Origin of the sequence: Staphylococcus croceilyticus (assembly GCF_002902575.1) — a bacterium.
GTDB classification, from domain to species: Bacteria; Bacillota; Bacilli; order Staphylococcales; family Staphylococcaceae; genus Staphylococcus; species Staphylococcus croceilyticus.
The window spans coordinates 31,908-56,398 of record NZ_PPRD01000009.1; the positions used below are offsets into that span (position 1 = coordinate 31,908).

A 24,491-nucleotide genomic window follows, 5' to 3' on the forward strand; every position below is an offset into this window, starting at 1 on the left:
TAACACAACATTTAGTGAAATTCAGATCCATGTCCATTTTTTTAATTTTTTTAAATGTTGCATTATATCCCTTATGACATTTCAAAACTACAATAAGCTGATTTATACATATCTTTTTGTAAAAAATAGATACGGAAATGTTGTACATCGACGCCTGAGAGATATGAATTTATTGAGGTTCGTAAGTATTTATATACTTACGTAAGTAGTTCTAAGGTAGATTACGAAGTGTAGTTGTGAAGACTCCTAGGGAAGCAGTATATTTGATGAACCTAAGTGCTATGGCACTTAGGTAAGTAGTTCTAATGATTAAATCAAAGAACTGCTTTAGAGACAGCACCCCATGAATATGAAATAATTTAAACAAGTAAATATCTATCTTAGAACGTCTTTAATAAAAAACACAAAAAAATGCCCACAAAGTTTTTAACTTCGTGGGCATTTCAAGTTATAAAGTAAGACTACTTTTTCAACGTATATTAATTATGATGGATCTACTTGTTTAATGGCTGGTTTTTCGAAAGTCATTTCTGTACCATGACCATTTACAGTAATTACTACAGTAGTTTCATCTACAGCTTTAACTGTACCTTTTAAACCACCAATTGTAGTAACACGTTGACCTGATTCAATTCGACTAATCATTTCACGATGTTCTTTCGCGCGTTTTTGTTGAGGTCGAATTAAAAAGAAATAAAACACAATAATTAAAATTATTGGTAAAATCAATGCTGAAACGTTCATTATGTTTTCTCCTTACTAAAAGTTTTTAGGGTTCTCTACATTAAGTCCATATTGTTCGAAGATTTCTTCTTTAAAATCTAATAATCTATCTTCTCTAATGGCCTGTCTAATATCTTCCATTAATTTTAGCAGAAAATGTAAATTATGAATAGTAGTAAGACGGATACCAAAAGTTTCCTCAGCTTTAATTAAATGTCTAATATAAGCACGTGTATAATTCTTACATGTATAGCAATCACAATTTTCATCAAGTGATCTGAAATCTTCTGCAAATTTAGCATTTTTAATAACTAATCTACCATTAGAAGTCATACAAGTACCATTTCTAGCAATACGCGTTGGTAATACACAGTCAAACATATCCATACCACGAATACTACACTCGATTAATGCATCTGGAGAACCAACGCCCATTAAATAACGTGGTTTATCTTCAGGCATATATTGAACGGTATGTTCAACCACTTCATACATTACAGGTTTCGGTTCACCTACTGATAAACCGCCAATCGCATATCCAGGGAAATCAAGCTTAACAAGTTCTTTAGCACTTTGTTCTCTTAAGTCCTTATATTCTCCACCTTGAATAATTCCAAATAACGCTTGATCTTCAGGACGTTTATGCGCTTTAAGACAACGCTCTGCCCATCTTGTAGTACGTTCAATAGAATCTTTAACATATTTATATTCAGATGGCATAGGTGGACATTCATCGAACGCCATCATAATATCTGAACCTAAATCATTTTGAATTTCCATTGATTTTTCAGGACTTAAGAATAATTTAGAACCATTTGTATGGTGTCTAAATTCAACGCCCTCTTCAGTAATTTTTCTTAAATTACTTAAACTAAATACTTGGAAACCACCTGAGTCAGTAAGAATTGGGCCATTCCAATTCATGAACTTATGCAAGCCCCCAGCTTGTTTGATAATATCATTTCCAGGTTGTAACCACAAATGATATGTGTTCCCTAATATAATTTGAGCCTCAATTTGTCTTAATTCTTCAGGGCTCATTGTTTTAACTGTAGCTTTTGTTCCAACTGGCATAAACATTGGTGTTTCAAAAGAGCCATGTGGTGTATGAACAATGCCTAAACGTGCACCTGATTGTTTACAAGTTTTAATATGTTCATAAGTAACTGCTGGCATATTAATACCTCTCATTCATTATATAATTAACATTGCATCACCAAAGCTAAAGAATCTATACTCTAATTCTACAGCTTTATTATATGCATTTAAAATATTTTTCTTGCTACTAAATGCTGATACAAGCATAACAAGCGTTGATTTAGGTAGATGGAAGTTAGTAATTAAACCATCTATTGCTTTATATTCGAAACCAGGATAAATAAAAATATCCGTCCAACCGCTTACTGCTACAAATTGATCGTAATCACGACGAATTGTTTCTAACGTTCTAGTAGATGTAGTACCGACTGAAATAATTCGATGACCCTTAGCTTTAGTTTCATTTAGTAAATCAGCTGTTGCTTGTGTCATTTGATAATATTCACTATGCATTTCATGATCGTCAATATTTTCTACACTAACTGGTCTAAATGTACCTAATCCTACATGTAATGTAATAAAAGCAATATTAACACCTTTTGCTTTTATCTTTTGTAATAATTCATCAGTAAAATGTAAGCCAGCAGTCGGTGCAGCAGCAGAGCCACTTTCTTTCGCATAAACCGTTTGGTAGCGATCCGGATCATCTAAACGTTCTTTAATGTATGGTGGTAATGGCATTTCACCTAGTTCATCTAGACGTTCTTCTAAGATACCATCATAATGCAATCGCATAATGCGTCCACCTTGGTCTAACTCTTTAATACACTCAGCAACGATTTTACTATCACCGAAAGATAATTTATTTCCGACTTTGATTCGTTTGGCAGGTTTTAATAGCACTTCCCAATCATTATCTTCAATGCGCGTAAGCATTAACATTTCTACTTTGGCGCCAGTTTCTTCTTTGAGGCCAAATAAACGCGCTGGCATAACACGCGTATCATTTAACACAAGCGTATCACCCGCTTCAAAGTAATCAATGACATCTGTAAAATGCTTATGTTCCATTTCTCCAGATTCGCGTCCAAGTACTAATAAACGACTATGGTCTCTATCTTTTAATGGCGTTTGAGCAATTAACGATTCCGGCAAGTGATAATCAAATTCCTCAACATTCATTTAAATTCCCTCATTCTTTTATATTTTTAAAATGTTCATACGCAAACGCCGTAGCTTTTCTTCCTCTCGGCGTACGTTCAATAAAGCCTTTTTGTATTAAAAATGGTTCATAAACATCTTCAATTGTTATACGTTCTTCACCAATTGATACCGCAATCGTATCAAGACCTACAGGGCCTCCATTATATTGATTAATTATACAGTTCATCATTTTATGATCGATATAATCTAAACCTTCATCATCCACTTGTAAAAGTTGTAATGCTTGTTTAGTCGTTTCAATATAAATTTGTTCATCCTCATTCACTTGTTGGAAATCTCTGACCCTTTTCAATAGACGATTTGCAACACGAGGAGTCCCACGAGAACGTTTAGCTAACTCGATTGCGCTTTCATCATCAATCTTGGTTCCTAAAACATCTGCAGTACGTATAATAATTTCTTTTAAATCATTCTCATTATAATATTCAAGTCTGAGATGAACGCCAAAGCGATCCCTTAAAGGACCAGTTAAACTTCCTGCACGTGTAGTAGCGCCTACTAAAGTAAATGGAGGTAAATCAATACGTATACTACGTGCTTCATCACCTTTACCAATAATAATATCTAAGAAGAAATCTTCCATAGCTGAGTATAGAACTTCTTCTACGACACTACTTAAACGGTGTATCTCATCGATAAATAATACATCTCCTGGTTGTAAGCCTGATAATATAGCTGCTAAGTCGCCAGGTCTCTCTAATGAAGGTCCTGAAACAGTACGAATGTTAACTTCCATTTCATTAGCAATAATATTAGATAACGTCGTTTTACCTAATCCTGGGGGACCAAATAACAACACATGATCAAGCGGTTCTTCACGCAATTTAGCCGCCTTAATAAAGACTTCTAAGTTACTTTTAATAGAAGATTGGCCAATATATTGTTTTAATCTTGTTGGTCTTAATGAATATTCAAAAGATGACTCATCATTGTGTAGAGATTGATCAACCATTCTATCATCCATACTTATCTCCCCCAGCTGTTTTAAAATTATTCAAGTCTAATTAACTTCGTAATCTATGACACTAAAGTTCTTAAACCGATTTTAACCGCTTCATCCACGGATTCAACATTTTCTTTATTAAGCACTTTTTCTACCTTCGCTAATTCTCTCTTAGAATAGCCTAATGCTTCAAGTGCTAGTAAAGCTTCTTTAATTACATTTTCATTTACTGATGCTTGACCATCAATTTGGAATAGAGTTTCACTCGTTTCCTCAGTGATTTGAACTTTGCCTTTTAAGTCCAACACAATTTGGCGTGCCGTTTTCTTCCCAATACCAGGAAACTTTGTTAAATACGCATCGTTTTCATTTTCAATAGCGCGTTTGACTTCATTTGGTGTACTTGTAGCCAAGATAGCTAGTGCTGATTTAGGTCCTATCCCTGTCACCTTAATCAAACTTAAAAACATATCCTTTTCTTCTTCACTAATAAAGCCATATAACAATTGGGCATCTTCTCTAACGATTAATGAAGTATAGATAGTCGCTTCTTTGTTTAAATATTTTTGAAAACGATAGGAATTCGGCGTTTGTATTTCATAACCAATTCCACTAGTTGTTTCAATGACAACATGTGTAGGAAATAGTTGTGTTAATTGTCCTTTAATATAAGCGTACATTTTTGACCTTCCTTACATACTCATACTGATTAGTTCTACTTTAGAAACGTGTTCAATATCTCGTAGTGCGATAATAATTTCATCGATAGATTTCGCAGTATCTTTCGCACTTAAAGACAACGTAATAGTAGCTTTATCTTCCATCGGCACACTTTGGTGAATAGTGAGTACAGACAATTCTAATTTAGAAACTGTATTTAACACTTGTGCAAGCATACCCACAATATCATTTACGTATAAGATAAGCGTAAATTCTCGATGTTCTAGCATTTTCTCATCCACCGGAAAGATAGTTTCTCGGTATTTATAAAATGCACTTCGTGATAAATCAAATTGTTTTACTGCTTCAAAAATGGACAAATTAGGATTATTTTTTAAAGCATCTTTAATTTTTAAAGTTTTCACAACAGATTCTGGTAACACATCTTCGCGTATTAAATAAAACTTTTTATAATCTTTATTGTCCACTTAAAGCACTCCTATTCTATAAATTCAAACTCCCCGCCTAAGATTCTTACGATATCGCCATTGCTACACCCACGTTCTCTTAAGGCATCATCTATACCCATTGAACGCATTTGTCTTGCAAATCGTCTTACGGCTGGATCACTGTTAAAGTCTGTCATCTTGAACATACGTTCAATTGCATTACCACTTACTACATAAGCACCATCATCGTCTCTTGTAATAGTAAATTTATCTTGAGATGGCGTATGTTTGTAAAGAACACGGTTAATACCTGCATCTTCGTCTTCATCTACACTAAAGTCAATGTCTTTAACTTCTTCTAATTTATCAGCAATAGTATATAATAATTGATCGATATTATCTCTAGTAATAGTAGACACAGGAACAATCGTCACGTCTTCTCCTACTTCTTCTTTGAAAAGCGCTAAATTATCTTCTGCCTCAGGTATATCCATTTTATTGGCTACAATAATTTGAGGTCTATCTTCTAATCTCTGTTTATAATTAACTAATTCTTTATTAATGATTTGGTAATCATCATAAGGATCACGACCTTCTGAGCCGCTCATATCTATCATGTGAACAATTACTTTTGTACGTTCTACATGTCGTAAGAATTGATGACCTAAACCAACGCCGTCCGATGCACCTTCAATTAAACCAGGTAAATCAGCCATAACAAAACTTCTACTGTCTGGTGTAGAAACTACGCCTAAGTTAGGCTTGATTGTAGTAAAATGATAAGCACCAATTTTCGGTTTAGCTTTTGATACGATTGATAATAACGTTGATTTACCAACGCTTGGGAAACCAACTAAGCCGACATCCGCTAATAATTTAAGTTCTAAAGTAACATCTAATTCTTCCCCTGGTTCACCATTTTCACTGAAATCTGGTGCAGGATTTCTAGGCGTTGCGAAACGTGAATTACCACGTCCACCTCTACCACCTTTAGCAATAACTGCTCTTTGTCCATCTTCAACCAAGTCTGCTAAAACTTCGTCAGTGTCTACACTTTTAATAATTGTACCAGGTGGCACTTTTAAGACTAAGTCTTCAGCATTTTTACCATGCATATTACTACTTTGTCCATTTTCACCTTTTTTCGCTTTAAAGTGACGTTGATATCTAAAGTCTAATAACGTTCTTAATCCTTCATCCACTTCAAATACTACAGAAGCACCTTTGCCTCCATCGCCACCTGCTGGACCTCCAAAAGGTACATATTTCTCTCTACGATATGCTGTGATACCATTACCTCCATCACCAGCTTTAAGAGATATTTTAACTTGATCGACAAACATATATCTCACCTCTTTTACATTTAATTCATCAATGACAATATTATATCATTAAGTATAAAATTCATATAAATAAACAAATTGTATTTTAAACAAAATAAAACACCAGAAGCATTCACTTCTGGTGTTAACTAGACAAAATTATTCAGCAACTGTGTATACAGAAACTTGTTTTTTGTCGCGACCTTTACGTTCGAAACGAACTACGCCGTCGATTTTAGCGAATAATGTATCATCGCCACCACGACCTACATTTTCACCAGGATAAATTTTAGTACCACGTTGACGATATAAGATTGAACCGCCAGTAACGTATTGACCGTCAGCACGTTTAGCACCTAAACGTTTTGATTCTGAGTCACGTCCGTTTTTTGTAGAACTTACCCCTTTTTTAGATGCGAAGAATTGTAAGTTTAATTTTAACATCGGGATACACCTCACTTGTATTTTAATCTGATATTTTCATTATATTCATCTTCAATAGTTTGTAAAGAAACTAACATCGCTTGAAGGATGAGTTGTGCTTGTTCATTATTCGTATCTACACTTCTAATATGAAAATGACCACCGTCATCTTCATAATCAATGTCAGGCTTTTCCGAAGTTAAACCTAAGATAGCATTAACGCTACCAAATAACACTGCTGAAGCACCTGCACAAACAATGTCATGACCATATTCGCCATGATTAGCATGTCCATCCATTATAACATCCGTTACCTTACCATCTTCATTTATTGAAACATCAACAGTAATCATAAGGATTAAGCGTTGATTTTATCAATAGTTAATTTAGTGTAAGGTTGACGATGTCCTTTTTTACGTTTAGAGTCTTTACGGCGTCTATAAGTGAAAACAGTAATTTTTTTACCGCGTCCTTGTTTATTAACTGTAGCAGTTACAGTAGCACCTTCAACTGTTGGCGCACCAACTTTAACTGAATCGCCACCTACAAATAAAACTTTATCAAATGTGAATGAATCACCTTCATTAACATCTAATTTTTCAACGAAGATTTCTTGACCTTCTTCTACTTTAATTTGTTTACCGCCTGTTTCGATAATAGCAAACATACTTTGCACCTCCTATATTATAAGTCACGCCATATACAGGTGACTCGTTAAATAAGTACTTAAACCTGTATGCGAGCGGTTGTATGTAGCTATAAAACTACTCAACTACTGCATCTTACCATTCCTATATCTTACTGTCAATCTTGTTTTGAGTTTTTTTGAAAATTTTAATTAAAATCGGATAAAGTATGATGAGTAGTATGCTATTAAGTATTATTGTTGGTATTAATCGCAATAATAAGAAAGGTACAATATCAAATTCAACAAATCCAATAATTGCATAAATAAGAGCAACATAAATTTCAAATAATATCACAGCACATATATTAAAGATAAATATCATAGTATAATCACGATAAAAAACTTTGATAAACTTATCAAAAAGTAAAGTTATTCCTACATATCCAAACATATACAGCCCATATATACTACCTAAATAAATATCTGTAATAATTCCTAAAAATGCACCAAGTAATAAGGCAACGCCCAAACCACGATATATAGTTAATAATAATATGAACATTAGCGTTAAATGTGGCACAAAGATTAATTCCACATTCCCTATATGCATTGGAATGACTAGACCAATGATAGTGTCTAAATAGAAGAGTATAACGCTAATGATTAAATAGGATATCACTCTCATTATTACTCCCTACTTTCTTCAGAGACCGTTTTCGCATCCCTCTTAGCGATATACACGTGATTAATTTGAGATAAATTGGCGCCTGTTTTAACTCTTACTTCTTTAGCTAAACCATATTCATCATTTTCAACCTTAGTAACTTCACCTATGTATAAATCACTTGGTAACTGATCAGCTAATCCACTAGTAACAACCTTATCACCTTTAGAAATTTTTTCTTTATTATTAATGTTACTAATAATAAGTTCTTGGCTTTTTTTGTCAAAATGATCAATTAAACCAAATACATTACTTGAGCCATGTTGAATATTAACTGATAATTTACCAGTTCTCGTATTCGTAGATATTAAGTCTACTTGTGAAGAAAATTGATTAACTTTAGTTACTCTGCCGATTAATCCATCAGCTGTCATGACAGCCATGTTATTTCCTACACCAGCTTTTTTACCCTTATCTATAATTACTGTATTCATCCATTGATCGGGATTACGAGCAATAACGGCTCCTGATATTGCATCATATTTAGAAACGTCACTCATATGTAATTCTTTTTTTAAGTCTTTATTTTCCGCTTCTAATTTCTCATTCTTAGCTTCTAATTCTTTAATTTTTTTATTGTCAGTTGATTTAGATGAGCTAAAAATATTATTTATTGCTCCAGTCACAAAATTAACGGGATAACTAATAACTCTTTGTCCAAATGAAACAGAATCCCCCACATATTGCTCCGGAGGTGATTGAGTTTGTGATCGAATGGACAAACCAATCAGTGCAATAAAAACTATTATTGCACAAAAAACAACAATCAACTTGTTATTTTTAAAAAACTTTTGCACTCACAACACCTCTACAATTGTTATTTAAATTGTCCTTTACTATTTTATATTACTCTATAATCTAAATAAAGCACTAAATACTTTCCTTTTAAGCTTTCTTCCTTTAAATATAAAAAAAGAGATTTGAAATCTTGTGCTTAAAACACCTTCAAATCAGTGTATGAAGCATTTCAATTTCAAATCTCAATACTCATTATCAAATTATTATTTTTCTTTATCAGTATTTTCCTTTTTTTCATCTTCGCTATAAAGCGTTTCATCTTTTCGCCACTTAGCGAATAAGTTTTGAGCTTTGGCTTGTTCATTAGCTTGTTTTTCTTTAGATTGTTCTGACATTAATCACACCAACCTTTGAATTTTTATCTCTAATAGAACTGTAACGCATTTAATTTTTCTTTTCAAATAGTTAAATTATACGCGCTATCAATTAATAAGCACTCGGTGGCTTAAGCTCAATACTTTGTCCCATGCGATTTAAATCTTGTTCCATTTCGATTTCAGTACTATAAACTCTCATTGAGTCACTACCAAATTTATAAAGGATAAACTTATCTTCTTTTTGACCTGCAATATAATTGTCGTTATATCCCATTCTTCCAAGACCTGAGACGGCCATAAATTCATTTTTATCAATTAATTTGAAGACATTTCTCACTTGACTAGGCGGAATATTTTCTAATAAGTCGTTATCCTCAAGTACATAATGTTTGCCATTTGTAGGATATTGATTATCACTTTGATTATAACTCTCACTTACTGACGCATTATTAGGAGGATGGTTCATAGGATTCCATTCTTGTTCTCTTAAAAAAGGAGCATATTTCAATGCAATATAGACGACACAAATAATGGCTATAACTGCAACAATATTTTTGATGAGACTTAGAATAAATCGCATTACTTTCCCTCCTAATTAAATCCTAATTAGTATAAATAAATCTTAATTATTGTTCATCAGTCTTAGGTACTAGAAAGCCTATTACCTAAAGTATGATATGTTTTTATGCTAAAATGAATTACAATAATATTATGTTGTAATTGACAAACTTTTTTAAGTGAGGAGTGTGAATATGCATATTCTTACAATTATATTAATTGCATTATTAGTTATCTTATTATTTAAAGTAGGCCTTGCTATTTTAAGATTTCTCATCTCAGCCGCTTTAGTTATTTTATGTCTTTATTTAGGTTATCAAGGTATTCTTTGGATTCTCGAAAATTTTCAAACACTCTCAGCCTATATTCGATAAAATAGAAATGCTAGCTATGTATCTAATGATTAATTTTAGACTGCTTAGCTAGCATTGATTTATTTTTTAAAAGTATGCGTTAAATAATTATAGAGTTTATATGTACCTGCCAAGAGCAATCCCCAAATGATACCAGTAATAATCGCTCCAACTAATAATGTAAAGATATTTACCTTTTGGTGACTAATTAATACACCTAAAATTGAAAATACTACATAACCTATGACAGATAACCCTACTGTTACTAATACTTCTCTAAATTTAATTGTTTGTTGTTTTACGTTTAATCTAATTACATAAATAATTGGCAGTAATATACCAATAATTAAAAAGATTGTCATAGTACACCTCTTAATCATATATTAAAACCTTATTATACAAAAAGTTATTCAGACATACTATAACGAATTTTTATTAGCCTTTACTCAAAATATCCTTCCTCTACTAAGCTAGTAAATTTTTGGTCCCCAATAATAATATGATCCAATAAATCTATACCTAGAATATGACCGCATTCTTTCAATCGAATAGTCGTTGCAATATCTTCTTTAGATGGCGTCACATCACCAGAAGGATGATTATGTACTACAATAATTGCATTACTAGATGCTCTAATTGCTGCATTGAATACTTCTCTAGGATGTATCACAGATGAATTCAATGTTCCTTTGTAAATGACTTCTTCCTTCATAACAACGTTTTTTGAATTCAAAAATAATGCTATAAAATGTTCTTGGGTTAAGTCTTTCATTTTAGCCATCATCATATCTGCTACATCTTTAGGCGATTTAATTTTAACTTTTTCATGTGTACTTCTTGTATTCATTCTTTCTCCTAACTCAAATGCCGCTTTTAACGTTGTTGCTTTATAAGTACCTATACCTTTTATTTTTATTAAATCATCGATAGATAATTGCTTTAGTTCTTTTAAATTTGGATATTTGTTCATAATGTCGTTTGCTATATCAATACTAGAGTAACCTTGACGTCCAGTGTTTATTAAAATTGCGAGTAATTCACTATTCGATAAACTTTTTTCGCCTTGTTGAATAAGTCGTTCTCTAGGTAATTCACTTGTTGCCATGTCCTTAATTTTCAAAAAATCAACCTTTCTATAAATAAATTATAATATAGGGATAGAAATAACTTGCTAAAAGATAACCAAGAAAGATAAAAGGAATGAATGGAATGTTCGAGGATTTCTTAATTAAAATTGTGAAGAGTGATAATGGCATTGCAGTTAGTAATGCAAAAAGAAGCATAATACAAAAGAAATTGTACGGATAAAATAACGATAGCATACTCAATAAGAGGATATCACCATAGCCAATTTGATTTGGCATAATGAAAAAACAAACGTGTAAAATTATGGAGAAAATTAGAAAAGTGAATATATAAATGTGCGATATAAATAGAGAAATAATGGCTAGTATAACTATAAGATTCATATTAACGGTCATAGTATCAATATCATAAGACGCCATAGTTAATAGAAATAAAAATGTGGTTAAAAATAATGGGAAATATATAGCGGCATGAAGATAACATGAGAAAGGGATAACAAAAAATGCTAAAAGTTCACCTATAAAATAATTAGTATTAATCTTATTGCCACAACAGTTAGACCGCCCTTTTAGACAAATAAAACTTATGATAGGTAAAAGTTCAAACCATTTCAAAGTTTGATGACAGTTATCGCATTGGGAACGTAGTTTAAAATAACTGAAAGAGAGTCTATTGATTGAGCTTAGTTGATATAAGTAGCTAAAGAGGACACTACATAAGTACGAAAGTATATACATGAAACATCTCCTTTCTCTTATTGTAGCAAAAAATTTGTAAAAGTAAACTGTATAATTTTATTAATGTATATTTTTATTATAAAAATTCACAAATTTCTTACTTAAAGCTTCTATATTTTAATTTCTGCAAATAAACACAATCAAAAACCACTTAACAAACGACTATATTTGAAAAAGTACGTTGTTAAGTGGTTAATTAGCTTTATAAACTTTAAAATTGTGTTTTAGCTTTTACTTCACTAATAAAATATAAACTACCAGTGATTAATAATCCTTCACCTTTATACTGATTAATAAACTCAACATAATCATCGATGAATTGAATATTATCAATATGAATACTTTCGGTAAGATCTTCTTTACTAAGTGCTTTAGGGAAATCAAATTCTGTGAAATAAATGGTATGAGCTACTTCCGATAACTTATTCAACATACCTGAAATTGGCTTACCTTTAATAGCTGAGAATAGAATATCCATTTTCGTGCCGTAATAATTTTTAATAGTGTCTATTAAAGCTTCTACACTTTCATTATTATGTGCACCATCAATAATAATTAATGGGTTCTCTTTTACTTTCTCTATTCGACCAGTCCACGTTACGCTTTCAATGGCATCAATCATTTTATTGAAATCTAATTCAATTACATTTTCTTCGTTTAGTTCGATCAATGCAGTAATAGCTAACGCGGCATTTTCTTTTTGATGTTCGCCTAGCATATTTAAAATAATTGTTTCTAATTCATAGTCTTTATAACGATAAGTAAACTCATCGTCTTGAGAAACCACTACAATTTCACGATCTAATTCCATAGGCTTAGCATCATTACTTTCAGCTAAATCGCGAATATATTTAAGCGCTTCTTCATTTTTCACCGCATAAATTACAGGTGTACTAGGTTTAATAATTGCACCTTTATCTTTAGCTATATCTAAATAAGTATTGCCTAAAATATCAGTATGATCTAATCCAATACTTGTTAGAATAGAAAGAATCGGTTTGAATACATTAGTAGAATCATTTTTAATTCCAAGGCCAGCTTCAACTACTACGAAATCGACTGGATGAATTTCTCCAAAGTATAAAAACATCAAAGTCGTGATAATTTCAAACTCTGTAGCGCCACCTAATTCTGTTTCTTGTTCTAATGCCTCACTCACAGGTTTGACACGTTCGACTAATTCAACTATTTCTTCATTCGTAATGGGATGACCATTTAAACTTATTCTTTCATTAAATGTTTCAATAAATGGTGAAGTAAATGTGCCTACTTCATAGCCATTTTCAACAAGAGCGGCTCTTAAATAAGCAACTGTAGAGCCTTTACCATTTGTACCACCAACATGAATGCCTCGAATATTTAATTGAGGGTTGTTCAAACGATCTAGCATCCATTCCATTCTCTTAACACCGGGTTTGATACCAAATTTTGTTCGTTCATGTATCCAATACAAACTATCTAGGTAATTCATTGGCGATTCTCCTATGCTTTTAATTGTTCAATTCTAGTTTTTACACCATCGTATTTTTCTTGATAACGTTGTTGTTTTTCTCTTTCTTCGTTAATAACTTTTTCAGGCGCTTTATTTACAAAGTTCTCATTAGATAATTTTTTGTCTACTCTATCTAATTCTTTTTGTAATTTATCTAATTCTTTTTCAAGACGAGCGATTTCTTTATCCATATCGATTAAGCCTTTTAAAGGAAGAACAACTTTACCCGCTTCAACAACTGATGTCATTGCTTTTTCTGGAATTTCAATATTTGTATCAATAATTAACTCGCTTGGGTTACAGAATTTATGAAGATAATCTGCATTTTCATTAAGTGTCGCTTTCACGTCTTCATCTTTGGCTTGGATGAAAATTGGAATAGCTTTAGAAAGCGGCGTATTAACTTCAACACGAGATTGTCTAACTGATTTAATAATCTCAACAAGTTGTTGCATTGTTTGTTTACTATCTTCAAAGCTCAATTCATCTTTAACCGTTGGCCAAGATGCTTTGACAATTGTTTCTCCTTCATGAGGAAGACTTTGCCAAATCTTTTCAGTAACAAATGGCATGAATGGATGTAACATACGCATAATTTGGTCTAATGTGTAACTTAATACAGAACGTGTTGTTTGTTTTTGCGCTTCATCGTCACCATTCATCGGGATTTTACTCATTTCGATATACCAATCACAGAATTCGTCCCAAATAAAGTTATATAATGCGCGGCCTACTTCACCAAACTCATATTTATCACTTAAGTGTGTGACTGTTTCAATTGTTTCATTTAAACGCGTTAAAATCCATTTATCTGCTAAAGATAAATTGCCAGATAAGTCAATATCGTTGTAGCTAAAGTCATCCCCAATATTCATTAAACTGAAACGCGCGCCGTTCCAAATTTTATTGATGAAGTTCCATACTGATTCTACTTTTTCAGTAGAATAACGTAAATCATGACCTGGAGATGAGCCAGTTGCTAAGAAGTAACGTAAGCTATCTGCACCGTATTCTTCAATAACATCCATTGGGTCTACACCATTACCTAATGATTTACTCATCTTACGACCATCTTCAGCACGAACTAAACCGTGTAATAATACGTCGTTAAATGGACGGCGATCAGTGAATTCTAATCCTTGGAAGATCATTCTTGCTACCCAGAAGAAGATAATGTCATATCCTGTTACAAGCGCATTCGTTGGATAGTAACGTTTAAAGTCTTCTGCTTCTTCATTTGGCCAACCAAGTGTTGAGAATGGCCATAATGCACTTGAGAACCATGTGTCTAATACATCTTCGTCTTGTTCCCAATTTTCAATATCTTGTGGTGCTTCTTCGCCAACATAAAGTTCGCCTGTTTCTTTATGATACCAAGCTGGAATTTGATGACCCCACCATAATTGACGAGAAATCGTCCAGTCTCTGATTTCTTCCATCCAACGGTTGAATGTATTCTCAAAACGAGGTGGATAGAAATCGATACGATCATCTGTTTTTTGATTATCTAATGCTCTTTGAGCAAGTGGTTTCATTTTAACGAACCATTGTGTTGATAAATATGGTTCAACTACAGCACCCGTACGTTCTGAGTGACCTACTGAATGCATGTGCTCTTCAATTTTAATGACTAAATCTTGTGCTTTTAGGTCTTCAACTAATTGTTTGCGGCATTCGAAGCGGTCTAAACCTGCATATTTGTCAGCTTTATCGTTCATTTTACCGTTTTCATCCATAACGATGATATTTTCTAAGTCATGACGTTGTCCAATTTCAAAGTCATTTGGATCGTGTGCAGGAGTTACTTTCATTGCACCACTACCGAATTCAATATCAACATATTCATCTGCTAAAATTGGTAATTCACGGCCAACGATAGGTAAAATAACTTTTTTACCGATAACATCTTTATAACGTTCATCATTAGGGTTAACAACGATTGCTGTATCACCTAACATCGTTTCAGGACGTGTAGTAGCAATTTCGATATAACCTTCGCCATCAGCATATGGATATTTAAAGTGATAGAAGTGACCTTGAACATCTTCATGGATAACTTCAATATCTGATAATGCGGTTCTAGCTTCTGGGTCCCAGTTGATAATACGCTCTCCACGATAAATAATACCTTTATTGTATAAGTCAACAAATACTTTTCTAACAGCTTGGCTTAAACCATCATCTAATGTAAAGCGTTCTCTGCTATAGTCTAAACCTAAGCCTAATTTCGCCCATTGTTGACGAATAAATGAAGCATATTCTTCTTTCCAAGACCATGCATGTTCTAAGAACTTCTCACGGCCAATATCATGACGAGAAATACCTTGCTCTTTTAATTTCGCATCTACTTTAGCTTGCGTTGCAATACCGGCATGATCCATACCAGGAAGATATAATGTATCATAGCCTTGCATTCTTTTCATACGCGTAATAATATCTTGTAACGTTGTATCCCATGCGTGACCAAGATGTAATTTACCAGTTACATTTGGTGGAGGAATAACAATCGTATAAGTGTCTTTTGATTTATCTTCTGAGGGTTTGAAATACCCATTTTTTACCCATTCTTCGTAACGACCCGCTTCAACTTCACGCGGGTTATACTTAGGTTCCATGTTCATAGAAAAAACCTCCTAGTTATAAAAAAACACCCCTCCTAAAAAATAGGACGGATGTTCCGTGGTACCACCTAAATTCAAGATTAAAATTCTCAATTGAGAACTTTAACTCTTGCACTTAATTATGATTAACGCTCAAACACGCTTTTATTTACTTTATATATGTTCAATAAAAGTTCGAGTGGGCTACCTTCAGTAAGAACGCTATACATATTTCCACCAACCATATGCTCTCTTTGCTACCATTCAAACTTACTCTTCCCATAAATATATTTAATTACTTATTTATAGTATAATGGAAAGCCTAATAAGTCAATCTCTTGGAGGTATATTTATGAACGAATGTGCGTTCGGCACGAAGGATCCAATTTATCTTGAGTATCATGATCACGTTTGGGGCCAGCCATTATACGATAGTAAAGCACTGTTCAAATTATTGGCGTTAGAGTCTCAACATGCCGGTCTATCTTGGTTAACAATTTTAAAGAAAAAAGCCTCCTATGAAGAAGCTTTTTATAATTTTGAACCTGAGAAAGTGGCCCGTATGACGGATGAAGATATTGATAAATTAATGGAGTTTCCAAACATAGTGCATAATCGTAAAAAATTAGAAGCTATCGTATCTCAAGCGAAAGGCTATTTTGAAATTGAAAAAGACTATGGAAGTTTTAGCGATTACTTATGGTCATATGTAGATCATCAACCTATCGACTTACATTATCAACATGCATCTGACAGAATTACTGTTGATGAGCGTGCTACACAATTATCTAAGGACTTAAAGAAATATGGTTTTAAATTTTTAGGTCCAGTTACTGTATTTTCATTTTTAGAAGCGGCTGGATTATATGACGCACACTTAGAAAGTTGCCCTTATAAACCTCAACATAAATAAATAATAGCGATCGCTCGTAAAAACGAGTGGCCGCTATTTTTTTGCATTTCTTTTCATGAAAAATCCAATTATAGGAGCGACGAGGAATAATATAAAGAAAATCCTAAATATATGGAAACTTGAAATCATAGCTACATCGGCGCCTGTTGCTATAGCTACAAGCACGATTTGACTCATTCCTCCGGGAGCGCCTCCTAGAAATAACTCATTCATTGAATTATGGGTAAATAAATGTACGATAAATACCATTACAAATGCACCGATGATTAAAAGAACATTTTGATAGATTATCGCTATGGCTAATCGCCCTTTCAAATCTCCTAATAATTTAGCAATTTGTAGTCCAATTCTAATCATATAAATCAACTGTGCTGAAGCAAGTATGCCATTGTTTAGTGTGAATGTTGCATGTGTAGTTAAATTCCATACAACTAAGACAGCTATTGGCGCTAATAATTGTTTAGTTGGAAAATGAATCTTCGCCATTATAAAGTACATAATGCCAATTGTAATAGCTAAAAATAGAATTTGCGGAATATTTAAAGCCTCAGTTAAAGGGGGCGACTTACTTACAGTTTGATTGCTACCCTCGCCACTACTGAAAATATAGGAGATAAACGGCACTAAGACAACCACGAATATAACGCGAGATGTTTGAGTTAAACTCACCACAAGAATGTTGGCCCTTTTATTTTCTTCGGCCATAATCAACATTTGGCTGAGTGCACCAGGAATAACACTTAATATAGCTGTTTCGGTATTAACTTGAGCTATTTTTTTGAAAAAATAAGCAATTAATAATGAAAGCGATATTAATAATATCGTAACAACTACAATCGTCAACCAATCATTTTTAATATCATTGATAACCTTTTTAGTAAAAGTAGATCCTATTTGGACCCCTAGTAAAATCAAACCAATTTGACTGAACCAAAATGGCCATTGAACGTTCAATTTAAAAACTTTTACTACTAATATAGCAGCAATAATGGGACCAAACATGAACGGTAAAAGGATATGAGCAAAATTCAAGATTAAACTCATAACGACTGCAGTTGTAAATAAAATTAAATTATTACGCCATAATACCCACATTAATGCTCACTTCTTTCATTAAAATGAGGTTAAGACTATCGTCTTAACCTCTCATCATTTTATATTAAATTATACAATGCGACTTAATGCAGTATCAAATGCTTGAATTGTTTTTTCAATATCCTCTTTTGTATGCGCTGTAGATAAGAACGTACCTTCAAATTGTGATGGTGGTAAGAAGATACCCTCTTTAGCCATTTCACGATACATATTACTAAAGAGTTCTAAGTCACTCTTATTCGCTTCTTCAAAGTTAGTCACTGGACCTTCATTTAAGAAGTAACCAATCATTGAGCCTGCTCTATTAACTGTAATAGGCACATTATGTTTTGCAAAGACTTCTTTTAAACCTTTTTCTAAAATATCTCCAAGTTCTTGGAAATACTCATAAGATTCTGGAGTTAATTGACTAAGTGTTTCATAGCCACTAGTCATAGCTAATGGGTTACCTGATAATGTACCAGCTTGATAAATGTTACCTACAGGAGCAATACTGTCCATAATTTCTTTTTTACCACCAAAGGCACCTACTGGTAAGCCACCGCCAATTACTTTTCCTAAACAAGTAAGATCAGGTGTTACACCAAAGTAACCTTGCGCACAATTATAGCCTACACGGAAACCAGTCATTACTTCGTCAAAGATAAGTAAAGAACCATATTCAGAAGTAATATCTCTAAGTCCTTGTAAGAAACCTTCTAAAGGTGGTACGACACCCATGTTACCTGCAACTGGTTCTACAATAACACCTGCAATATCGTCGCCATAATTTTCAAAAGCAACTTTAATAGCATCTAAATCATTATAAGGAACAGTAATTGTATTTTTGGCAGTACCTTCTGGCACACCTGGAGAGTCAGGTAAACCTAATGTCGCTACGCCAGAACCTGCTTTAATAAGTAATGAATCACTATGTCCATGATAGCAACCTTCAAATTTAACAATTTTATTTTTACCTGTATAACCACGTGCAAGACGTAATGCAGCTAATGTAGCTTCAGTTCCTGAAGACACCATACGCACTTTCTCAATTGATGGTACACGGTCAATAACTAATTCAGCTAATCGATTCTCTTCAAGTGTAGAAGCACCAAAGCTAGTACCTTTATCTACCGCTTCATGTAACTTCTCAATCACTTGTTTATTTTTATGTCCTAAGATTAAAGGACCCCAACTTAAAACGTAATCAATATATTCATTACCATCAATGTCATAGATTCTAGAACCTTCCGCATGATCCATAAAAATCGCCGGTGTATCTACAGATTTAAATGCTCTTACTGGGCTATTCACTCCACCAGGCATTAAATTTTCCGCAATTTTCATTGCTTCTTGTGATTTCTCGTAACCCATATTAAGTCCTCCTTTTCAAAAATAATTATTTATCTAAATAACGGCAAATATCTTTCGCAAAGTAAGTGATAATCATATCAGCACCCGCGCGTTTCATTGAAACCATTTGTTCCATTACTACGCGTTCTTCATCAATCCAACCATTGAGTGAAGCGGCTTTAGTCATTGCATATTCACCGCTAACATTGTAGGCAACAACTGGAATGTTTGTATTATTTTTAACATCTCTAACGATATCTAAGTAACTTAACGCAGGCTTAACGATCATCATATCTGCGCCCTCTTTCAAGTCACTTTCTAATTCTCTTAAAGCTTCTAAGCGGTTTGCAGGATCCATTTGATATGTTTTTCTATCACCAAATGAAGGAGCAGAATCTGCAGCATCTCTAAATGGTCCGAAGAAGCTTGAAGCATATTTAATACCGTAACTCATAATAGGAATGTTGTAGTAACCCGCTTCGTCTAAACCTTGACGAATTTCAGTTACAAAGCCATCCATCATGTTACTTGGCGCAATAATATCAGCACCAGCTTCAACTTGCGAAATAGCGGTTTTCACTAATAACGGTAATGATTTATCATTATCAACATCATGTGTGTGATCGTAAATTAAACCACAGTGACCGTGGTCAGTGTATTCACAAAGGCAAGTATCTGCTACGATGAGTAAATCTTCGTGTAATGATTTAGCTTTACGTGTTGCTTCTTGAACAATTCCGTTATGATTATAAGCACCTGACCCAACTTCATCTTTTTCATTTGGCACGCCAAAGAACATGATAGCTCTAATACCTAAATCGTAGGCTTCATTAATTTCTTCATCTAAAAGGTTTAGACTAATTTGATATACGCCAGGTAAAGATTTTATTTCACTTTTAACATTATCTTTTTCTACTACAAAGATAGGGTAAATTAAATCTTCTTTTCTAACATGGTTTTCTCTAACTAAACTACGCATTGATTCTGAAGAGCGTAATCTTCTGTGTCTATCAAATTTCATTATTTATTCCTACTTTCTATAACTTTATTAATAAGTGCTTCTGCCGTCTGTTTATCAGCTATATATGGTTCGATGCCATACTCCCTTAATGTATCTGCAGTTTGATGACCGATTGCATAATATTGATTAAAGTCAGACGGAAGTCCTTCATTAAAATAATAACGCACTGCCGACGAACTTGAAAACGTAAGTGCTTCAATTTCATTATTATTTATCATTTTTAAGACATCATGAATATTCTTCTTATAAGGAATAGGTTTGTATATATCAATTTTCACTACATCATTATTGATTGCTAATTGTTGTTGTAATTTAGGTCGCGCTTGTGCACTACTTGGTATTAAGATTTTCTGCCCTTGTATCTTAAAATTATTCAATAAGCCTTCTTGTGAAAAATCTTCAGGAATGAAGTCCACTTTAATGTTTAATTCACGACATTGTTGTGCAGTTTTAGTCCCTATTACAGCAATATGTTTAACTTGAAGTTTATCCATATAAGGCTGAAATAACCTCACTGCATTTTTAGACGTAAAAATAAGCCAGTCATAGTTGTTCTGCAATAATCGAGTATTAATCTCAAGTGGTTGAATTTGGATAAAAGGCTTATGCACAATTTCCGCTAAATCACTTTTTATTTTACTCGTTTGCGTCATTACTATAACTGGTTTCATTTGTTTTTACACCTCTAAATTTTGTATTAATGCTTAAATACATTAACTATTAGTGTGGTTGTTCTTCATTTAGTTTTCTAATAATTTCGTAAGCACCTTGTTCGATAAGCACATCGCTTACTTTTTTACCTAATTCTACTGGATCAGTACCTACTACAGTGTGTTCATATCTTTCCTTGCCATCTGGTGTCATAATTAAACCTGTAAATTCAATCTCTCCATTTGAATTATTAGTAGCATAACCACCAATAGGTACTTGGCAACTGCCATCCATAGCAGCTAAAAATGTTCGTTCAGCTGTCACACAATCTGCTACTTGCTTGTTGTGAACTTTCTGAAGTAATTCTAACAACTCTTTATCGTCACTTCGACACTCTATACCTAATGCACCTTGGCCGATAGCAGGTAAAAGAACATCCTTATCAAGATAAGTAGTTACAATGTCATCAGACCAGCCCATACGGCGTAAACCTGCAGCTGCTAGAATGATTGCATCATAATCTTCAGTTTCTAACTTATGAAGTCGAGTATCAATATTTCCACGAATCCATTTTATTTTTAAATTAGGATATTTAGATAATATTTGTGCACCTCGTCTTAATGAACTAGTACCAATAATACTACCATCAGGTAATTCATTTAAAGGCGTGTGGTTTTTAGAAATATACGCATCAAAAGGCACTTCTCTATCGGGGATGCAACCTAATGTAAGGCCTTCTGGAATAATACTTGGAACATCTTTTAACGAATGAATTGCCATATCAATGTCTTTATTAAACAACTCATGTTGAATTTCTTTAACGAAAAGACCTTTGCCCCCAACTTTTGATAGTTGTTTATCTACAATTCGGTCCCCTTTAGTGACAATTTCTTTTATTTCTATATCTAAAGTCGGATCCACTTCTTTAAGTTTATCGATAAATTGTTGACTTTGCGTTAAAGCAAGTTTACTTCTTCGCGAACCTACAACTAATTTGCGCATACGTGCTGCCTCCTATTGCTTTTCAAAAAATTAAGTGAAATGAGCTGTAAAAAATAAGTTAATCATACATAAGCAAAATAACACAATATTAAAGTAAATTAAATGAATTGATTTGAGCCACTGGTTAAGTCGGATAATAATAAAAATACTATAAAGGATTGTTATGATTGTAGATAAAATCACTTTAGGGTCTGTAAAGATGCTTTCTCCAACAGCATAAAAGCCCCACTGTGCTCCTAATATAATACTAAAAATTAAAATAATTAGACCGCTTAATGACGAATAAAACACAATTGCTTCTAAAGTAGCAACGCTTCCAATTCTAAAATACTTTTGGTCAAATTTTTTCTCTCTTAGATTGCGATATTGAATGATATATAACAATGCATTAACAAATGCTAATGCGAAAAATGCATAACTTAGGACAGCTAAACCTATATGAATTAAGAGTAATTCATTAATAACGGTAACTCTTTGGCCATTCGTAGAATAATGTTCTGGTTGGAAAGTATTCATCATTAATAAGACAAAGCCAATGACGTTTAAAAAGAATACGGAAAAGCTCAATACTTTCACAACATTTAATATTAATGAAATAGATATAATAATCCATGCCAAAAAGAAAAATACATCAAAAAGAGAATTGAGTGGTATGTGACTATGGGAGGTCATATAAATAGACAAAGAGATTGTTTGTAATATCCAAACAATCCCTAGTGTGTATATACCTAACTCTCTTATTTTATAGCTTTTTCTAACAAAATCTATAAAGTAACAAAGAATACTTATTAAATATATGACTAATATAATTTCATGAAATCTAATAAACAGGGTTTCTTGCATATTATCACCATATTAATATGCTTATCCAAAACTTAAGATATGTCGTACTGAAAGCTCCTTTTCTCTTTCTGCTTTACGCGCTTTAACTTGTTCGTAAGGATTTTCAGCTTCTATATCAAAGATATTTTGAAATAGCTCTAATTTTTCATTGCTTTTCTTATCGTTACTTAATTCTTTAGCCTGTTTAATTGGATCTTTTAGCATTTGATTAATAATACTTTTAGTATGCTTAGAAATAACTGTGCGTTCTCTTTCTGATAAATTAGGAAGCTTTCTATCAATACTTTCCATTGTTTCAGCTTGAATTGTCATAGCTTTTTCACGTAATGCTCTGATAACTGGCACTACGCCTAACATGTTAACCCAGTCATTATGATTTTGAATTTCATTAGGTATTTGATCTGCAATCATTTCTGCAGCCATTTGACGCTCACGTAAGTTAGCATCAACTAATCCTTTCAAATCATCTACATCATAACTAAACACATTATCACTAAAGTTAATACCTGGCTCAATGTCTCTAGGTACCGCAATATCAATTAACAATAATGATGTAGCTTTTCTAAGCGCTACCGCTTCTTCCATCATACTTTTTGTAATAATAAAATCTGGTGAACTAGTTGAACTAATCACAATATCAGTAGAAGCCAATAAAGTAGGTAAAGAATTAAGTGTATCATATTTAACATTATGTTTTTGTGCTAACAATCTTGCATTCTCTTCAGTTCTATTAACGACTGTAATGTTTGTAATACCTGAACCTAATAAGTTAAGTAGTGATAATTCACTCATTTCCCCTGCACCAATAATGACAGCTTGTTTACTTTTAAGTTTACCGAATACCTTTTTAGCTAATTCAACAGCTGCATAAGAAACACTCACTGCATTATCTGCAATATCAGTTTCACTATGCGCTTTTTTAGCGAAAGTAATTGCTTGTTTAAATAAATGATTAAAAATAGTTCCAGTTGTATTTGTTTCTTGAGCTAAGAAGAATGCGTCTCTCATTTGTCCAAGAATTTGAGTTTCACCTAATACAATTGAATCCAAGCCAGAAGTAACACGCAATAAATGTTCTACTGCATCGTCCCCCACTTTTACTTCTGACATAGCTTTTATATCATCTACTTCAAATCCAAACGAACGTGCTAAAAATCTTTGAATATAATAACGTCCAGTATGGATTTGGTCTACAACAGCATATACTTCTGTACGATTACATGTAGATAAAATGACGTTTTCTAAAATAGATTTAGTTTCAAATAAATCTTCATGGGCTAATCGTAAGGCATCATTTCTAAAAGCAACTTGCTCTCTAAGTGCTACATCGGCTGTACGATGATTTATACTTAAAGCAATAAAATGCATTTATAACGCCCTCCATATACTAACAATACCATTAGTATAACATATATACCTTTGATTTTAAGTTGGTTGCTCAAATAAATTAGAAAGATTCTAATTTACAGTCAAATTTTTGTCATTAATTGGCATACCTTTATAATATTAGAATATTTAACTTTAGTAGTAATTATAATTATTATAAATAAGAAGCAATT

Annotated in this window: 28 protein-coding genes and 2 other annotated features; of the genes, 2 read left to right on the forward strand and 26 right to left on the reverse strand. The window is 33.0% G+C overall.

What is annotated here, in order from left to right:
• Positions 1-483: 483 nt before the first annotated feature.
• From yajC to CD128_RS02235, 14 genes are all read right to left on the reverse strand, one after another.
• A complete protein-coding gene (yajC, locus tag CD128_RS02170; RefSeq protein ID WP_103298268.1) occupies positions 484-744 on the reverse strand; it encodes a preprotein translocase subunit YajC in 261 nt (86 codons plus the stop codon).
• Between the two features lie 15 nt (positions 745-759).
• Complete coding sequence (gene tgt / locus CD128_RS02175; protein WP_103328452.1) at positions 760-1,899, reverse strand: tRNA guanosine(34) transglycosylase Tgt; 1,140 nt, start codon at positions 1,897-1,899, stop codon at positions 760-762.
• An 18-nt stretch (positions 1,900-1,917) separates the two neighbouring features.
• Positions 1,918-2,943: a tRNA preQ1(34) S-adenosylmethionine ribosyltransferase-isomerase QueA gene (queA, locus tag CD128_RS02180; protein ID WP_103328453.1), complete on the reverse strand. Its 1,026-nt coding sequence runs from the start codon at positions 2,941-2,943 to the stop codon at positions 1,918-1,920.
• Between the two features lie 10 nt (positions 2,944-2,953).
• Positions 2,954-3,949 (reverse strand): Holliday junction branch migration DNA helicase RuvB, encoded by a 996-nt coding sequence (ruvB, locus tag CD128_RS02185; protein ID WP_103328454.1) that lies wholly within the window; start codon positions 3,947-3,949, stop codon positions 2,954-2,956.
• A gap of 53 nt (positions 3,950-4,002) precedes the next feature.
• Positions 4,003-4,608: a Holliday junction branch migration protein RuvA gene (gene ruvA / locus CD128_RS02190; protein ID WP_103328455.1), complete on the reverse strand. Its 606-nt coding sequence runs from the start codon at positions 4,606-4,608 to the stop codon at positions 4,003-4,005.
• Between the two features lie 12 nt (positions 4,609-4,620).
• The gene (locus tag CD128_RS02195) at positions 4,621-5,076 is read right to left on the reverse strand and encodes an ACT domain-containing protein (protein ID WP_103328456.1); all 456 of its coding nucleotides are present in this window, start codon (positions 5,074-5,076) and stop codon (positions 4,621-4,623) included.
• An 11-nt stretch (positions 5,077-5,087) separates the two neighbouring features.
• Entirely contained in the window at positions 5,088-6,380 is a 1,293-nt protein-coding gene (obgE, locus tag CD128_RS02200) for a GTPase ObgE (protein WP_103298262.1), read from the reverse strand.
• A gap of 138 nt (positions 6,381-6,518) precedes the next feature.
• Positions 6,519-6,803 carry a 50S ribosomal protein L27 gene (gene rpmA / locus CD128_RS02205; RefSeq protein WP_103328457.1) on the reverse strand — a complete coding sequence of 95 codons (285 nt, stop codon included), beginning with the start codon at positions 6,801-6,803 and terminating at the stop codon, positions 6,519-6,521.
• A gap of 11 nt (positions 6,804-6,814) precedes the next feature.
• Positions 6,815-7,135 carry a ribosomal-processing cysteine protease Prp gene (locus tag CD128_RS02210; protein WP_103328458.1) on the reverse strand — a complete coding sequence of 107 codons (321 nt, stop codon included), beginning with the start codon at positions 7,133-7,135 and terminating at the stop codon, positions 6,815-6,817.
• A 5-nt stretch (positions 7,136-7,140) separates the two neighbouring features.
• On the reverse strand, positions 7,141-7,449 hold the full coding sequence (gene rplU / locus CD128_RS02215; protein WP_103328459.1) for a 50S ribosomal protein L21: 309 nt from the start codon (positions 7,447-7,449) through the stop codon (positions 7,141-7,143).
• Positions 7,450-7,461: 12 nt separating this feature from the next.
• Positions 7,462-7,540: a sequence feature (ribosomal protein L21 leader region), on the reverse strand.
• 33 nt (positions 7,541-7,573) lie between these two features.
• Positions 7,574-8,095 carry a rod shape-determining protein MreD gene (mreD, locus tag CD128_RS02220; protein WP_103328460.1) on the reverse strand — a complete coding sequence of 174 codons (522 nt, stop codon included), beginning with the start codon at positions 8,093-8,095 and terminating at the stop codon, positions 7,574-7,576.
• 2 nt (positions 8,096-8,097) lie between these two features.
• Complete coding sequence (gene mreC, locus CD128_RS02225; RefSeq protein WP_103328461.1) at positions 8,098-8,931, reverse strand: rod shape-determining protein MreC; 834 nt, start codon at positions 8,929-8,931, stop codon at positions 8,098-8,100.
• Between the two features lie 204 nt (positions 8,932-9,135).
• Positions 9,136-9,267, reverse strand: a complete 132-nt coding sequence (locus CD128_RS11985) for a hypothetical protein (RefSeq protein WP_103298258.1) — start codon at positions 9,265-9,267, stop codon at positions 9,136-9,138.
• Between the two features lie 91 nt (positions 9,268-9,358).
• A complete protein-coding gene (locus CD128_RS02235) occupies positions 9,359-9,829 on the reverse strand; it encodes a DUF4930 family protein (RefSeq protein WP_103328462.1) in 471 nt (156 codons plus the stop codon).
• Between the two features lie 172 nt (positions 9,830-10,001).
• Here CD128_RS02235 and CD128_RS02240 point away from each other — a divergent pair, with 172 nt between their 5' ends.
• Complete coding sequence (locus CD128_RS02240) at positions 10,002-10,181, forward strand: hypothetical protein (protein ID WP_103328463.1); 180 nt, start codon at positions 10,002-10,004, stop codon at positions 10,179-10,181.
• Between the two features lie 59 nt (positions 10,182-10,240).
• Here CD128_RS02240 and CD128_RS02245 read toward each other — a convergent pair whose 3' ends face one another.
• The 5 genes from CD128_RS02245 to CD128_RS02265 form a co-directional block, all read right to left on the reverse strand.
• The gene (locus CD128_RS02245; RefSeq protein ID WP_103328464.1) at positions 10,241-10,522 is read right to left on the reverse strand and encodes a hypothetical protein; all 282 of its coding nucleotides are present in this window, start codon (positions 10,520-10,522) and stop codon (positions 10,241-10,243) included.
• A gap of 80 nt (positions 10,523-10,602) precedes the next feature.
• Entirely contained in the window at positions 10,603-11,280 is a 678-nt protein-coding gene (radC, locus tag CD128_RS02250; RefSeq protein WP_103328465.1) for a RadC family protein, read from the reverse strand.
• A gap of 13 nt (positions 11,281-11,293) precedes the next feature.
• On the reverse strand, positions 11,294-11,983 hold the full coding sequence (locus CD128_RS12040) for a prepilin peptidase (protein ID WP_103328466.1): 690 nt from the start codon (positions 11,981-11,983) through the stop codon (positions 11,294-11,296).
• A gap of 211 nt (positions 11,984-12,194) precedes the next feature.
• Positions 12,195-13,454: a bifunctional folylpolyglutamate synthase/dihydrofolate synthase gene (locus CD128_RS02260; protein ID WP_103328467.1), complete on the reverse strand. Its 1,260-nt coding sequence runs from the start codon at positions 13,452-13,454 to the stop codon at positions 12,195-12,197.
• 11 nt (positions 13,455-13,465) lie between these two features.
• Positions 13,466-16,096 carry a valine--tRNA ligase gene (locus tag CD128_RS02265; protein ID WP_103328468.1) on the reverse strand — a complete coding sequence of 877 codons (2,631 nt, stop codon included), beginning with the start codon at positions 16,094-16,096 and terminating at the stop codon, positions 13,466-13,468.
• Between the two features lie 40 nt (positions 16,097-16,136).
• Positions 16,137-16,366 (reverse strand) — a binding site (T-box leader).
• Between the two features lie 61 nt (positions 16,367-16,427).
• On the opposite strand from CD128_RS02265, the gene CD128_RS02270 reads away from it, so the two are divergent.
• Complete coding sequence (locus CD128_RS02270) at positions 16,428-16,988, forward strand: DNA-3-methyladenine glycosylase I (RefSeq protein ID WP_103328469.1); 561 nt, start codon at positions 16,428-16,430, stop codon at positions 16,986-16,988.
• Positions 16,989-17,021: 33 nt separating this feature from the next.
• On the opposite strand, the gene CD128_RS02275 is transcribed toward CD128_RS02270, so the two are convergent.
• The 7 genes from CD128_RS02275 to hemA all read right to left on the reverse strand — a co-directional run bounded on the left by CD128_RS02275 (position 17,022) and on the right by hemA (position 24,300).
• Entirely contained in the window at positions 17,022-18,083 is a 1,062-nt protein-coding gene (locus CD128_RS02275) for an AbrB family transcriptional regulator (RefSeq protein ID WP_103328470.1), read from the reverse strand.
• Positions 18,084-18,152: 69 nt separating this feature from the next.
• Complete coding sequence (gene hemL / locus CD128_RS02280) at positions 18,153-19,436, reverse strand: glutamate-1-semialdehyde 2,1-aminomutase (protein WP_103328471.1); 1,284 nt, start codon at positions 19,434-19,436, stop codon at positions 18,153-18,155.
• 25 nt (positions 19,437-19,461) lie between these two features.
• Positions 19,462-20,436 (reverse strand): porphobilinogen synthase, encoded by a 975-nt coding sequence (gene hemB, locus CD128_RS02285; protein ID WP_103328472.1) that lies wholly within the window; start codon positions 20,434-20,436, stop codon positions 19,462-19,464.
• Positions 20,436-21,107, reverse strand: a complete 672-nt coding sequence (locus CD128_RS02290) for a uroporphyrinogen-III synthase (protein WP_103328473.1) — start codon at positions 21,105-21,107, stop codon at positions 20,436-20,438. The genes hemB and CD128_RS02290 overlap by 1 nt, the downstream gene beginning before the upstream one ends.
• A gap of 49 nt (positions 21,108-21,156) precedes the next feature.
• Positions 21,157-22,089 (reverse strand): hydroxymethylbilane synthase, encoded by a 933-nt coding sequence (hemC, locus tag CD128_RS02295; protein WP_103328474.1) that lies wholly within the window; start codon positions 22,087-22,089, stop codon positions 21,157-21,159.
• 30 nt (positions 22,090-22,119) lie between these two features.
• Positions 22,120-22,932, reverse strand: coding sequence for a cytochrome c biogenesis protein (gene ccsA / locus CD128_RS02300; protein ID WP_103328475.1), 813 nt, complete (start codon positions 22,930-22,932; stop codon positions 22,120-22,122).
• Positions 22,933-22,953: 21 nt separating this feature from the next.
• A complete protein-coding gene (gene hemA / locus CD128_RS02305) occupies positions 22,954-24,300 on the reverse strand; it encodes a glutamyl-tRNA reductase (protein WP_103328476.1) in 1,347 nt (448 codons plus the stop codon).
• Positions 24,301-24,491: the final 191 nt, after the last annotated feature.